Source organism: Anaeromassilibacillus sp. SJQ-5 (genome assembly GCF_054108045.1).
Genome location: NZ_JBPJWQ010000001.1, coordinates 1,813,276 through 1,827,154 on the forward strand (window position 1 = coordinate 1,813,276; position 13,879 = coordinate 1,827,154).

12 protein-coding genes are annotated in these 13,879 nt (G+C 51.8%); all 12 read right to left on the bottom strand.

Annotated features, from left to right (window positions below; all coding sequences use genetic code 11):
• Nucleotides 1–110: 110 nt before the first annotated feature.
• Entirely contained in the window at nt 111–257 is a 147-nt protein-coding gene (locus ACSAMM_RS07745; protein WP_457790883.1) for an SHOCT domain-containing protein, read from the bottom strand.
• Nucleotides 258–268: 11 nt separating this feature from the next.
• Complete coding sequence (locus ACSAMM_RS07750; RefSeq protein ID WP_457790885.1) at nt 269–655, bottom strand: recombinase family protein; 387 nt, start codon at nt 653–655, stop codon at nt 269–271.
• A complete protein-coding gene (locus ACSAMM_RS07755) occupies nt 645–1,013 on the bottom strand; it encodes a type II toxin-antitoxin system PemK/MazF family toxin (RefSeq protein ID WP_457790886.1) in 369 nt (122 codons plus the stop codon). The genes ACSAMM_RS07750 and ACSAMM_RS07755 overlap by 11 nt, the downstream gene beginning before the upstream one ends.
• Nucleotides 1,014–1,442: 429 nt before the next feature.
• Complete coding sequence (locus ACSAMM_RS07760; RefSeq protein ID WP_457790888.1) at nt 1,443–1,949, bottom strand: sigma-70 family RNA polymerase sigma factor; 507 nt, start codon at nt 1,947–1,949, stop codon at nt 1,443–1,445.
• Between the two features lie 464 nt (nt 1,950–2,413).
• Nucleotides 2,414–3,229 carry a sugar phosphate isomerase/epimerase family protein gene (locus tag ACSAMM_RS07765; protein ID WP_457790890.1) on the bottom strand — a complete coding sequence of 272 codons (816 nt, stop codon included), beginning with the start codon at nt 3,227–3,229 and terminating at the stop codon, nt 2,414–2,416.
• An 11-nt stretch (nt 3,230–3,240) separates the two neighbouring features.
• Nucleotides 3,241–4,407, bottom strand: coding sequence for a Gfo/Idh/MocA family protein (locus ACSAMM_RS07770; protein ID WP_457790892.1), 1,167 nt, complete (start codon nt 4,405–4,407; stop codon nt 3,241–3,243).
• A 137-nt stretch (nt 4,408–4,544) separates the two neighbouring features.
• Nucleotides 4,545–6,464 carry a DUF5054 domain-containing protein gene (locus ACSAMM_RS07775; protein WP_457790894.1) on the bottom strand — a complete coding sequence of 640 codons (1,920 nt, stop codon included), beginning with the start codon at nt 6,462–6,464 and terminating at the stop codon, nt 4,545–4,547.
• Nucleotides 6,465–6,660: 196 nt separating this feature from the next.
• Nucleotides 6,661–7,062: a hypothetical protein gene (locus tag ACSAMM_RS07780; protein ID WP_457790896.1), complete on the bottom strand. Its 402-nt coding sequence runs from the start codon at nt 7,060–7,062 to the stop codon at nt 6,661–6,663.
• Nucleotides 7,063–7,071: 9 nt separating this feature from the next.
• Complete coding sequence (locus ACSAMM_RS07785) at nt 7,072–8,898, bottom strand: DUF4091 domain-containing protein (protein WP_457790898.1); 1,827 nt, start codon at nt 8,896–8,898, stop codon at nt 7,072–7,074.
• Between the two features lie 143 nt (nt 8,899–9,041).
• Nucleotides 9,042–12,650, bottom strand: coding sequence for an InlB B-repeat-containing protein (locus tag ACSAMM_RS07790; RefSeq protein ID WP_457790900.1), 3,609 nt, complete (start codon nt 12,648–12,650; stop codon nt 9,042–9,044).
• A 63-nt stretch (nt 12,651–12,713) separates the two neighbouring features.
• The gene (locus ACSAMM_RS07795) at nt 12,714–13,205 is read right to left on the bottom strand and encodes a hypothetical protein (protein ID WP_178721828.1); all 492 of its coding nucleotides are present in this window, start codon (nt 13,203–13,205) and stop codon (nt 12,714–12,716) included.
• A 170-nt stretch (nt 13,206–13,375) separates the two neighbouring features.
• Complete coding sequence (locus tag ACSAMM_RS07800; protein ID WP_178721829.1) at nt 13,376–13,831, bottom strand: hypothetical protein; 456 nt, start codon at nt 13,829–13,831, stop codon at nt 13,376–13,378.
• Between the last annotated feature and the right edge of the window lie 48 nt (nt 13,832–13,879).

Here is a 13,879-nt window from a genome sequence, read left to right on the forward strand (position 1 = left end):
CTTTTCAGCATAGACATGTGCTCATCCTCCTTGTTGTGTACTGCCGACGGCCTTCGCCGGCAGTACACAACAATACCACGAGGGTACGAATCTATCTATTACCAACATCACTAGACATAAGCGGCAATAGGGTGGTATACCTCGGCATTGTACCTATCGATCTGCCGGAACTGGGCTTTTGTGATGAGCCCCTGTTCCAGCAGCTCTTTCAGGATGGCCGTGATAAACAGATAGGCGGCCTCGTTCTCCAGATTCATCGGTCCGCCTCCTAGAGCTGCATCTGCTGTTCGTTCGGATATTCCGGCCGGAAGTAGGGTTCGATGACACCGTTCGCCACGGTCACCACAGTCATTCCATACCGTTCAAACCGCAGCAGCAGGGCGTTTAATAAGGGGAGTTTCCGGCTAAGCCTGTCAATGGAAGTCATCACAAGCAGGTTCGCCTTTCCGCTCTTAGCCGCAGTCAAAGTCGGCTTGATGAGCTCTTCTGTCATGCGTGTCCCGCTTCCATGTATCCGGGATATGCCGACAATTTGGATCCCTTTATCTTCACAGAACTTTCGCAGCCTCTGCTCCTGACAATCCAAAGTCCATGCTACGTCCTTGGCACTGGCACAGCGGCAATACAACCAAGCACGTTTTTCTTCATTTCCCATGACACAGCTCCTCCAGATATCGAATCCCGAAGCTGATTGCGATGGCCTCGTCCACCTGCTGCATTGACGTCGTGTCCAGATGACCCACGAAGCCCGTCAGCCGCCGCTTATCGATGGTGCGGATTTGCTCGAGTAGCACCACCGAATCCCGGGGAAGCTCCACCGCGGATATTGACACATGGGTGGGCAGGGTGGTCTTATCCTGCCGGCTGGTGATAGCCGCTACGATGGTCGTGGGGCTGAACCGGTTGCCCACATCGTTCTGAATCACTAATACTGGGCGGTTCCCGCCCTGCTCGGAGCCGATGACTGGTTCCAGACTGGCATAGTAGATTTCTCCTCTTTTCATGTTCGGCATGATCTATATCCTCCTTGGGTAAGTAACCGGGCGGCAGGACAGAGTTCTGCCGCCCGCTCGATATCAATCGTCTTACCGTCGGTATTTGTCCTCGACATCCCCCGACATGAAAGGCCATGGTCCTTTCGGGAATGCATCGGACTGTTCTGGCGAACATCATGGGAATCTCACCCCCGCGTGGATCTCACCCGGCCGCCCCCATTGGTTGTGTCTGTGGCTGGACGGAAGTATCATGATCCCTTCTGCCTGTCTTCGCCTCCGCCGGCGCCACCCGGCGGTCAAGATGACTCTTTGCGGCTCGCTATTTGAACGGCAGCAGAAGGAACGTATCCGATGCACTGGATATGCAATTTTCAAAGTACAAGAAGGAGTAAAATGAGCCCCCTCACTTTCCATGCCGAAAAAGCGAGGGGGCTATGCAGGGAAATTTTAAATTTTCATGGATTTCTTCAATTTGGCTACAGCTCGCTGTATTCGACGACATATGGTGGATTGATTTACTCCATATCGTTCCGCCAATTCAGCCTCCGGCATCTGGTAAACATAATATTCAGAAAGCAGGGCTTGTTCCTCATTCGAGAGCTTGTCCAGACAATCGGAAAGGGTTTCTGATAACACAGCTTTCTCTACCAGAGAAGCGATATTGGCCGAATCATCCGCTACGATATCGGCTCCAAGAAACTCGTCGGTGTCCAGCATGTCATAGGAGAACTCCCTATGCCGAATCGCCTCTTCCCGCAGATACTTCTGGCGACGCCGGTCGCGGTAGAAAGCGGCGTAGTCCTCCGGCGGAACCTCCAGCAGCATCCCATGCAGGGGAATGAACTGTTTTTCTCGATATGAGGCGTCTGCTTCTTTCCGTTTGAGCAACTCCTCGTAGCTAATTTCTTTATACTGACCATGTTTGCGTATAAAACACCTGTCGGTGCCTTTCACGTTTTTTACCTCCTGTCGGCGTTTTGGAAATCAAAACGCCGACAGGAGGGCCGCGGCAGCCAGCCGGGCTCGGTCGGGCACTAGGATAAACTGTGGCATAATGAAAACAGCCAAACTCACCGGATTCTAAGAAACCGGCAAATTTGGCTGTACGGTTGGTTTGTTCACTCTTGGGGGCGGCGGTTGTCGTCCTCGACTATATATTTGTTCCTTTTTCGGTGCTTTTGACGACGCCCTTCCCTGCAAGTTGCTTTGTGCTCTTTGCCAACATTTAGTGCGTTAACAATATTTTTACAACTAGACAGCAAAAGATCACTCCAACCGCATGGCAGCACAGCCAAGCGGTTGGGGTGCTGTCTAAGCGGGCGGTTCTGCCACGCCAAATTGATACATATGGCTTTTTACATAAAATATCCGTGCTTCAATATCCATAGACATACGATCCTTTCAACAAATGATAAGCCTTAGTCCAATGAATTTAAATACTCCAAGCTAAGGCCGGCACATTCCAACGGTGTTTTACCATAACTTGGTTGATCTTGCTCTACAACCATCCATTTGGCGCCGCACTCCTTAGCTGAGGACAAAATGGACGGAACATTCTGTATCCCCATTCCTAAGGGCCTATACTGAAATGACTGAGACACCTGCTTTTTCTTATCTTCATCAACTCCAATCAATGCATACATATTTTCACTTCTTGTACCAGAATAATCTTTCAAGTGAACTAAATCGATCCGGCCGGCATATTTGCGCAAGTAGGCACACGGATCTTCGCCAGCCACATTCACCCAACAGGTATCAAACTCCGTTTGCAGCAGTTCGGAGGGGACCTCCTCATACATAAGGTCAATGGCGTACTTCCCATCTATTTTGATAAATTCAAAATCATGGTTATGATACCCCAACTTCAAACCGAGAGCCAGCGCTTTTTCACCCAGACCTTTTGTCAGTTCCAGCATTTCTGCAAATCGCGGCTGACCCGGACGGAACGTGCCAGGCAAAGAAGGGATTATGACGTACTGGCAACCAATATCCCGATAAACTTCCAATATCGCGGGATCGCTTATCATACTCATGAAAGGTACATGTGCGGAAATAGGAACCAGTCCGGCGTCTTTACACATCTTGTTTACTTCACGCGCATCATGACCGAAAAGACCGGCAAATTCTACCCCGTCATAGCCTATTTCTTTCACCTTTTGAAGCGTACCCGCAAAGTCCGCTTCCATATCCTCGCGAACCGAATACAGCTGCAGTGCTACAGGAAAGTCTTTCATTATTACACCTCTTAAATTTCTGGAATGTCAATAATAACCTCGCGACCCGTTGCGCTGGAACGCATAATTCCGTCGATAATCGCTTGATTATATAGAATTTGACTGGTAGGAACCGGTGCATCTGAACCGGTTTGGACGGCGTCAAGGAAAGAACGAATTTTACAATCGAACAGGTTGGCGGAGCCTTCGGGGGAGCGAAGCAGGGGGATGGACAGTTGAACCGGCTCGCCCGCCACATCGCGGTAGATGGTCATAGGGGAGCAGAAAGTCCCGTTCCAGCATTCTGTCGACGGGATACGCAGCGAGCCTTTCGACCCCATAATAATGGTATCGCCCGACGTGTCGAGGTGCATATACCAGGCGATACGGAAATCCAGAACGATATTGCCTTCCAGCCGAATATACGCGGAAGCGAAATCATCCACGCCAAATTTGTTTGCGCATTCAGGCTTTCCTATCTGGGCATACGCCTCCGGCGTCTTGCCAAAGAAGCCGGTTGCACACCCCGTCACCGTCAGGGGCTTCGGATATCCGATGGCGTTGAGCACCATGTCCAACGAATAACAGCCAATATCGCCGACCGCGCCCAACCCCGCTTTATCCTTCTCTATAAAGGTTTCGGACCAACTGACCGGTATACCATGGCGGCGGCCGCCTCCTGTTTGAATGTAGTAAATCTGGCCCAGTTCTCCCGACTGGACAATTTTTTTAATCATCTGCATGTTGGCGTCATAACGCGGTTGAAATCCGACGGAAACGATTTTACCGCTTTTCTTTTCCGCGCGGCAAATGGCGACGGCTTCGTCCAAAGTCACCGTCATCGGCTTTTCCAACAATACATGCAGCCCGTGTTCCAGCGCGTAAATCGTGCACTCTGCATGAGAGCAGTTGTATGTGCAGACACTGACCGCATCCATCGGCACGGTGTCGATCATATCTTTATAGCTTTCAAACGACCGGGCCTGCACCTCATATTTTTCAAAAAATTTCCTTGCCTTATCCGGGATGATATCGGCCCCCGCAACAATTTCCACATCCGATTGTTTCATATAGCTTTGCATATGGCTATTGGCTATGCCTCCGGTTCCGATAATGCCAATCCGTAGCTTTCTGCCGCTGCGTATCGACTTATCTTCTGTAAAATCGACAGCAAAATTGTTCATATCCAGTTGAGCCATAGAGTTGTAACCCCCTGCGTTAAATGTATATCTTTGGCCTGTTTCGTCCGAGATAAATGCCTGAACCCATTCTTTTTCTCATTGCCGATCTCCCCTGTTGCGTGACGCAAACGCCGCCCGCCGCTTATAGGAAAAGGCTATTTGCCGAAGAAATGAAGAGCAAATCGAAAACGCGCGTTTTCATCATACCACATGGGGAAATTTGTCGCCCAGACGTTGTTATACAGATTAAAAAAGACGCCTTCCCCGTCGGTCGGTATATCCTGCCGGAAATTGAGGAGGGACGGTTGTCCCGGCGATACGAGCGCGGTGTCCAGGGCTTCAATTGCCATCTCATCATACAGGATGCCGTAATCGGTGCCGTGCAAACGTCGATTTCCTTTTCTGACAACTTGTTTTGGATCGATTTTCCTCCCCAGTTTTTGAATTCGCTTGTTGGCCGCAATAGGATGAAAGCCTATCCAAAAGGCCTCGGTTACGCGGTTGGCCGGTTTTCCGAACCACGCGAAATCCAATAACAAGTCGCCGTCTTCGCCCACAGACACCAGCAGATCGCCACGTTCCGGGCATCCGCAATGTTCCGTTGCCTCGCGCGGAAAGCGATATTGAATGACAATGGCGTCTGAACCGCAGAACGTCACCGCATCCGGGACAAAGCTTTTATACGGTTCGTTCACACATTCCATTCCGATTTTGGTATAATCCTCCCGCGCCCAACGCACATCTAATCGGTTGTACTGCCGGTAAAACCGTTGATATTGTTCGGCGGTGAACTGTTCATAGCAGAAATTGCATAAGGTATGTTCCGCGTCGCAAAAAATGTGGTCCTCTTTCTGCAGATGACAGATCGAACCATGCCGGTCGATCTTAAGTGTATACTTTCCGAGAGTGAGGAACTTGTTTGCATCGGCTCTTTGCAGATTTTTGGTGGACAGAGGGCTTCTTTCGGACTGCCGGATGATTTCCTCGGCCGCTGTTCTGTAGGGCGATTTCATGGCGGCCACCGCGTCTGTCAGATAACGGCGCTGCTCGGCCCATGACGTTTCCATACGTCTGAAGTTATCCCTGCACCGTACCGCTTCAAACTTCTCGCGCGAATAATTGGTATGATCCGCCAGATTTATCTGTCCGTTTAATCCCCATGTATGCTCCGGAATCATAATAAGCGCCTGTTGCAGCACCTTTTTGTCCGGAATATCCGGCATTTGTTCAGAAAGGCGCTCCAAACCACGAAAAATAAAAATCTTTTTCGGGTCTGTTCCGATTCCGTGAATCCAGCTGTCGCCTATTTCGTCGGTTATGACAGGCAGCCCATCTTCCGTTTCCCTGACCGCTAATGCGACGTCGTTCAGGTTGGCCGCGACAATATCGGCCGACGGAAATTTCTCGCGGAGAGAGGCATACAGCTCTCTCACCTGAGCAGCGGTTTGTCCGCCCTGATTGTCATTTGTGTGAGCAAAATAAATGGCTGTTCCCGTTTTTCCTATTTCGGAAAAGGTTCCATAATCCGTATGATACATAACAGTAATCTGTTTGCCGCTTTCGGATTTCCAGCGAAAAAGTTCCGGTACATCCGGCACGGCGGAGGCCGGGTTGACGCCTATATGCAAAAATTCAATTCCGTTTTCCGCCAAATGTGGAATTATGGCTTTGGTATGTCCCGGCACATCGGTCATTTTAGCAGCGATTGTCTTTTTACCAAACCGCTTATCCAGTTCCTTTGAAAGCGACAGACCATACCGAAAAAGGGACTCGCTCATCAACTCGGTATGCGTCGTAAACGGGAGTCCGTGCCAGGTGATATCACCGGCTTCAATGGCCTCGCATAGTCGTTTTGTCTTGTCCGCCGGACGTGTCCGCAGATACTCATGAATCAGCCAGGAGCCCGTTGTCCATTGAAAGCATTCTTTACCGCCCTCTTTACGAAACACCGCAGCAACGTCGATCGCTTTTGGAATATAGTCGTCCATATATTTCGTAATAACATTGGAAGCAAGGTCGGTAAACCCTATGTCTAAATGTGTCTTAAACAGCACCAGCAACTTGTCAATTTTCATGTCTTCTCTCCCAACGTGTCAATCATCCATATTCCGGCAGCAGCGTCGTGCCTGCTCGCCGCACCGCCAGATAGTCGGAAGGCAGGTTGAATACAGTCTTCAGCGGATAAGCGGTCCCGGACCCGTTCTTTCAGAATCCGCCATGCGTTTTTCCGGAACCGGTATCATCCTGCATACTCCTTTTTTGTTAAATAGCCTAACACGAGTTTTCTTTTATCCACCGCCACTGTTCTTCATCAAGGAACTCTATAGGCGAATTGGATCTATCGGTATCGCTGTTTTCGACAACCAACACCTTTGTCCCTTTACATAAACTATGCGTGTGCCAGACATTTTTCAAAACTGTATAAGTAATTCCCGGCTTCATCGTCACCGCTCGAATGGCCTCCGGCTTGTCTCCTCCCTCCGCCACAAACAGCGTGCATTGGCCGCTCAACAAAACAAACACCTCATCTGTAAGCGTATGCTTCTGCATGGTCCTGATTTCGCCGGCGGCGTATTGGGGAGAATCGTTCATCAACGCCACAAGCCACTCCCCGCATGTGGCTACGGGCTCATATCCGGGCAGATTGTGTTCTGCCGTTTTCAGTAAAACCATTCCGTCTCCTCATTCTTCCGTCAAGGCCTCGATAATGGCTTTCCTGGCAGCCTCATATACGCTATACTCCATGCAATACACGGATTCCACCGAATCCATCGCCGCTGGACACAGCAATTCCCGCGGAGTTTTATTATGAAACATCGCCGCGTATATGTTTTTCAGCAGGTTATCCGCTTTTTGAGGAAAGCGCAGGCGCAGTTGCTCAAGCAGCCTATAGTCTTCTGTTCCACGCATCAGTTGTATATAGCGAAGCGATAAAAGAGGGACGCCGTTTGGACCCGGATAGACGAAATTCGTATCCCCGGCATTGTATGTATGCCACCGTCCATCTGTCAGCGGAGTACGATTGTATAAAAAATAATTCCACCGCAAAAAGCCATCCAGATGTAGATAGTCAGTCAAGAATCCTATCAGTCGGCTTTCTAGCAAACGGGACGAAAGAAACATATTGGGGAACGGCGGCTTACAGCAGACGTACCAGGTATACGCCGGCCTCTGCCCCGGCTTCTGTTCGAGAACAAGCGCCTGCAGCTTTTCCCATTCCTCTCCCACAGAAGCAAGGGCAACCGAAAAATAATCCGCCATATTTTTCATTTTTATGATATGCTCCGTATGGCTGATAGCCGCGCTGAACCGAAAAGCAGGGGCTACCCGGTGTATACGTTCCAAAATACGCTCAAACAAAGCGAAATCCATGGGTTCATCTGTAAAAATCGTCACCTTATCGATCAGTCCGCTCTGAATAAAATAGTCTTGAAGCGCCGCTATATACATATCGATATGCGCCCCGCTTCTCATCCATTTGCAACACCCGTCGATTTCGTCGTAATATCGCAGCCGTACCGCATCCGGATGATCGTCGGCCATCTTTCCAAAGCCGTATTCCTCATCCTGCCAAACTCCCGACAGGCCAAAGATTTCAATTCGACGGTCAATACCGTGGGCCATGCAAAGCTCGATATACCGCTGCATAGCCGAAAAGTCATAGTGAAATACGCCCGCCTGGTCGCGCCGGATTCTCACCATATTATATTCGTACATATCCGCGCCGTCTTCCGGACAGCGGTGGCACATTTGTCCCGCCCACGGGGCATCGCTGGCTATAATGCTGATGCTACGCTGCCCAAGCCGGGCCAGAGAAACAATAAATCGTTCAAGGATCGCAAAATGAGCATCGCTGAATCGTTCCGCCGCATACTGCCTCGCCAAACTGGTGACATGCTGCCATAAATCCAGTTCAAACCGGCTCTCAGCCATCGGCGGCAGGATATAGTCCAGTACCTCCAGCTCGTAGTCAAGCTGCCCGCACAACCGCTCGTCGCCAAACAGATCGCTTTCATACGCCCGGATGCCTCCCCGGTACAGTCCCGGGCGCGTTGATTCGGGAGTCTCCAACTGCACCCAAACCATAGAGGTTTCATGCCGCGCATACGCTGCGCTGTCCCGGTCGGATAGTATATCGCCGATCAGACTCCTATCGTCGCCTTTTATATATTGGATTATCTGCATGGTTGCTGCCGGTCCGTCGCCAAACCATTCCAGCCGTATACGCGTACTGTCCCGCTCCATGGAAAAGCAGGCGCGTTCAGACAACGTCAAGATAAAGGCGTTGTCACAGGTCACCGCCGCTTGGAATGCGGCGAAGCTCCCCCGCAAGGCCTGCAGCTTCAAGTCGCGGCACGCGAAAACATCCCGGCCGCCGGGCACGGCAAACGCCTGTGGGTATGTGTCCCATATCTCTTTTGGATACCGACGGACGCGCGTCTGCGTGCTGTCGTTAAAGACCCCATGATAATGTTTAAACGTTTCATCGGCCATACCAAGCTTTATCATATATATGACCATTCCTTTCCGCTGCGCTTCAAGACATCAAATGAGTAAAATCGTTCGCAGACAGTAACCCACAGAATGTTCATCGCGCACAATGAACACCCGTGGGCTACCGAGCATATTATGAGAATTCACCCAATCAACCCTTATCGGGAGACACGCGTTCTCCTTCTGCGCAAAGCATACGCGGCGGTTCCTGCCGCCACCGCGGTAACGAGAGCGCCCGTACACATAGCGACACCGGTATCGGCGCTGCCTGGCTCGTTCCCGCTTTCGCTGTCGATAATCCCGCCGGTTCTACCTGTCGAGGCGATGACGGCATCGTCAAAATACAGGCTGGACAGACCGGGAGTACGAAGGGACAGGTATTTCGTCTGGGCGATAAACGTTACGACGACCTCCTGCCACTCGCCTTGCTTCAACTGGTCGAGTTTGCAGATAGTCTGATTGCCGTGCGACGGACGAGACACATCCAAATAATCTGTTTGAACAAGCTGGATGCTATCCGATCCATTATGCACGGAATCCCTGTAGACCCAGAATGACAACCTGTATTCATTCCCGATCGTCAGACCTCCCATTTCCTCATCAAATAAGGTGAAATCCTGTGTGCCGGCCTCTTTCCCGATTCGGTGAATGGATTTGTTTCCATCATGCACATAAGTGCCGTCGTACCCTATGGTACCGGGACGATACACCTCGTAATCCTGCCCAAGGCCCTCCTCACCGGGAGTCAAAAAAGGATACGACTCGAAGCCCTGGCGAATGGATACGTCCGTCCACTTGGCATATAAGGTAATATCATATTCCGGAAAAACATCCAGTGGATATTTTACATCCAATGTCCTGTAAACATGCCATTCGTCAAACACATAGCCGACACGCTTCATCTCCGGCCACGTAATCGGCTCTTCCGGATAACCGGATATCGGTGCCACTTCCGGCCCACCGTTCGTATAGAACGTGATCGTTACCTTTTGGAGAGGCATGGAATAGGCATCCGAGCCAAACGAACGAAGAACCGGTGAGCGTTTATCCACCGTCTTCCACACGCCGTCAAAATCAAGTCCTTTCATGCTCGTCTTGGCCTTTTCGCCGATCATGTTTCCACGATTGACCTGCGTAACGCCGTTCTGCGGGATGTTTCCGTAAACGTCGCTGTACTTCATGACATCATTATCGTTGCCAAGTGTCCTGACGGTTCCCAGTCCCGCCGAATAGCTCCGCCGGATCTCTCCACCTTTTTCAGTCGCCCAATAGCTGCCGATGATGCCGCCTTTGCGCGAGCTGCCTTCGGAGTTGGCGATGCTATAACAATCCTCGATGGTTACAGGCCGCGGAGAGCCTGCTATAATGCCTCCGGTGAAGCTGCCCTGCAACATTACATCGTGGTTGACGAAGCAGCCGCGAATGAGAGGCGGCGCTCCCTCGGCATTGTTTTCCACATATCCGGCAATGCCGCCCGCGTAGTTTGCCGAAATGAACGATTTCACAATGCCGACATTTTCCACTACCGCCCCCTGACGCAATACTGCGAACAATCCGGCTTTTGGGGCGTTGGTCGGAGCAACGGCGGCGGCGTCGACATAAAGGCCTTCCACAATATGTCCTTGACCGTTGAAATAGCCGCGGAAGCTCTCCGCGCCCGTGGTGTGGAACCACGGATTTACGGATTCTGTGGAATACCAGTTGTCATCCGCCGTGTTGTTAAGACGGATATCCTCCGTCAGCACATAATACACGCGTGCTGTTTTGGCCGAGTTTGTCAGGCAGGTGCTGGCCAATAGAGCCAATTGTTCCCCCGTGGCAATCTGGTATGGATCCGTCTGTGTTCCTGTACCCCCGGTAAATTTGCTGGCAATCTTTCCAGTCCACACCGTGCCGGGCGTACCCATATTTTCTCCGGGCGGGATCTCGCGGGTATCGTCGAAAAGTGGGAATGCCAGCAGCTGCGGCGTACCGCCTTCCACCGTCCTCCATACCGTGTCGAAGTCAAATCCCGTCATGCTGGTCTTCGCCGTGTCGCCTATCATATGCCCCGGTTCCAGCTCGGTCACACCGGTCTGCCCCCGCGTTGCATAGACATTCTCCAGCACCATCTTTGTGCTGACGTTTCCCAAGGCCGAATCGCGGTTTTCACCGTATACGTAGCATCTGCGAATAACGGTGTTATTCGCATCCGCCGCTCCCCACAGAGAACCGATCAGGCCGCCTTTCTTCCCTGTCGCTGTCAGCGAACCGGTAAAGAAGCTGTCTTCCATACACACCGGCCGCGGCGTAGCTCCCATGAGTCCGCCGACGTCTGCTCCCTGTATCTTTACACTGGAAGCAGCGAAACAGCCGCTGATCCGAGGAGGCGTCCCATCCATATGCTCTATATAAGCCGCGATACTACCAACAAACTTTGCTTTCAGATCAGCCTTTACAATTCCGACGTTTTTCACGACGGCGCCCGGCCCAATGAAGCAGAACAATCCCGCGCGGGTCGTGGTCGTGACGTCCGCGTCGATAAACAGTCCCTCTACCACATGCCCCTGCCCATCCAATTGGCCGCGGAAGCTATTGTCAGACTGGATCCAGGGGGTCGCCGACTGTTTCCAATCCTCGGCAGAGGTATCATTGAGACGGATATCCTTGGTCAGGACGTAATACTTCCCAGCCGTTGCCGTGGCGTCCGTCTGTACCAGCAGGGCCAATTGTTCCCCCGTGGCGATTTGATACGGATCCCCTTGGGTTCCCTGGCCTCCGGCATATTCGGCGGCTGTCCCGCCCGACCACACGGCGCTGTCATCGAAGAGCGGGAATGCCAACAGCTGCGGCGTACCGCCTTCCACTGTTCGCCATACCGTGTCGAAGTCAAATCCCGTCATGCTGGTCTTGGCAGCATCACCAATCATATGCCCCGGCTCCAGTTCGGTCACACTGTACTGCCCCTGCGTTGCATAGACATTCTCCAGTACCATCTTTGCGCTGACGTTTCCCAAGGCCGAATCGCGGTTTTCACCGTATACGTAGCATCGGCGAATAACGGTGTTATTCGTATCCGCCAAACCCCACAGAGAACCGACCAGGCCGCCTTTCTTCCCTGTCGCTGTCAGCGAACCGGTAAAGAAGCTGTCTTCCATACACACCGGCCGCGGCGTAGCTCCCACGAGCCCGCCGACGTCTGCTCCCTGTATCTTTACACTGGAAGCAGCAAAACAGTTGCTGATTCGAGGAGGCGTCCCATCCATATGCTCTATATAAGCCGCGATACTACCAACAAACTTTGCTTTCAGATCAGCCTTTACAATTCCGACGTTTTTCACGACGGCGCCCGGCCCAATGAAGCAGAACAATCCCGCGCGGGTTGTGGTCGTGACGTCCGCGTCGATAAACAGTCCCTCCACCACATGCCCCTGCCCATCCAATTGGCCGCGAAAACTCACGGTGGACTGGACCCAGGGGGTCGCCGACTGTTTCCAATCCTCGGCAGAGGTATCATTGAGACGGATATCCTCCGTCAGGACGTAATACTTCCCAGCCGTTGCCGTGGCGTCCGTCTGTACCAGCAGAGCCAATTGTTCCCCTGTGGCGATTTGATACGGATCCTCTTGGGTTCCCTGGCCCCCGGCATATTCGGCGGCTGTCCCGCCCGACCATACAGTGCTCGCGGCGGCAACGAGTTGTCCCTGATACCCCGCTGTAAACGGCAGGCACATGGCGGCGACCAGCGTCAGGGACAGAACAGCTTTCCCGATGCGCTTTCTTTTCATAGAGAGCCCTCCTTTTTGCAAAAATTATGTATATGTATTTGAATTATGACCGGAGAATTCCGGTCAACTACATTGTTTTCTATATTTCATGCCTGCAGCGACAGCGAGGGCACCGCTGCCCGCCAAAAGTAAAAACGCCGCTGCTACCGGCAGCCGGCCTCCTGTCGGTACATTGGGTTCCGGCTCCTGGCGGATGAATCGGAAAGTGGCTCTTAGATTTCCGGATTTATAGACATGGGATAAGAGCAGACAACCATTTTTATCCACCAAATTGGTCACATCCTGCTCGTCTATGAATACGCTTTCGATTTCATAGCCCTTGTCCGGCACAATCCGAACGGTTATATCACGCATGTGTGCGACGCTGAACTGATTGTCGATTTTAGTGCCATCAGACAAATAGAAAGAACCGCCGGTATGATAGGCCACGGATACCGTATGCGTTTGCGGTACGACAGCTTTCAGAATAACCTGCCCCTCCTCGGCGGAAGCCGCCAGACAGGAGCCTCCCAGTAAAACAAGCAAACAGATGCAGGCTTTAATAAAACTTTTCATGCCTCTCCGTCCTTTCCAAGCGATATATCCAGCAGCTTCCACCTGGAGGGGGATGAGCCCGCTGACACGACTGCTGCGCCATGTCAGCGGACTCTCCCTATTTTCCGACAAACAGCCGTCTGTTCTCAAATGCGACCTTCGCTGAGTCTGCGAGCTTCTCAAGACACCATTCAGGCGATTGCCTCATAGGTGGCCGTGAAGGTCAGCGTATCCGTGTATGTGCCCGCCAGAATCGCACTGTCACGATCGGTAATCGTCAGATTAATAGCTTCCAGGGGATCCGTCTTCGCCGTGAACTTCCACACTTCCTTGCTCAGGGTATACGTGGCGCTGGATGTGTCGTTTTTCAGTTTGTGGCCGTTGGCGGAAGTCACCGCCACCTTGACTTCCTTGCCGTTCTCGATGGCGCACGCGGACAAGCCGATATCGCCGATTTTCTGAGCCCCATCCTTGGCTATATCCACGTTTACAGTACCGCTGGGAATCGATAGCGTGTAAGCGACGCCTTTCGACGCGTTCACTGTCAATTTGGTCGAGCCCGGCTCGCTGATCTCCTCGGCCGAGACAGCGAAAGAGAACAGAGCCGTAATCATGGTGAGAGCCGCCAGTATAGCCACCTTTTTCATGGTAATCTTCCTTTCGTTTATATCTGAAATTTTTCAGGAAACAAATGT

What these genes read in the sequence shown, in the direction of transcription:
- ACSAMM_RS07745 (WP_457790883.1), bottom strand. Translation starts at nt 257, where the DNA reads ATGAATCTGGAGAACGAGGCCGCCTATCTGTTTATCACGGCCATCCTG.
- ACSAMM_RS07750 (WP_457790885.1), bottom strand. Translation starts at nt 655, where the DNA reads ATGGGAAATGAAGAAAAACGTGCTTGGTTGTATTGCCGCTGTGCCAGT.
- ACSAMM_RS07755 (WP_457790886.1), bottom strand. Translation starts at nt 1,013, where the DNA reads ATGCCGAACATGAAAAGAGGAGAAATCTACTATGCCAGTCTGGAACCA.
- ACSAMM_RS07765 (WP_457790890.1), bottom strand. Translation starts at nt 3,229, where the DNA reads ATGAAAGACTTTCCTGTAGCACTGCAGCTGTATTCGGTTCGCGAGGAT.
- ACSAMM_RS07770 (WP_457790892.1), bottom strand. Translation starts at nt 4,407, where the DNA reads ATGGCTCAACTGGATATGAACAATTTTGCTGTCGATTTTACAGAAGAT.
- ACSAMM_RS07775 (WP_457790894.1), bottom strand. Translation starts at nt 6,464, where the DNA reads ATGAAAATTGACAAGTTGCTGGTGCTGTTTAAGACACATTTAGACATA.
- ACSAMM_RS07780 (WP_457790896.1), bottom strand. Translation starts at nt 7,062, where the DNA reads ATGGTTTTACTGAAAACGGCAGAACACAATCTGCCCGGATATGAGCCC.
- ACSAMM_RS07785 (WP_457790898.1), bottom strand. Translation starts at nt 8,898, where the DNA reads ATGATAAAGCTTGGTATGGCCGATGAAACGTTTAAACATTATCATGGG.
- ACSAMM_RS07790 (WP_457790900.1), bottom strand. Translation starts at nt 12,650, where the DNA reads ATGAAAAGAAAGCGCATCGGGAAAGCTGTTCTGTCCCTGACGCTGGTC.
- ACSAMM_RS07795 (WP_178721828.1), bottom strand. Translation starts at nt 13,205, where the DNA reads ATGAAAAGTTTTATTAAAGCCTGCATCTGTTTGCTTGTTTTACTGGGA.
- ACSAMM_RS07800 (WP_178721829.1), bottom strand. Translation starts at nt 13,831, where the DNA reads ATGAAAAAGGTGGCTATACTGGCGGCTCTCACCATGATTACGGCTCTG.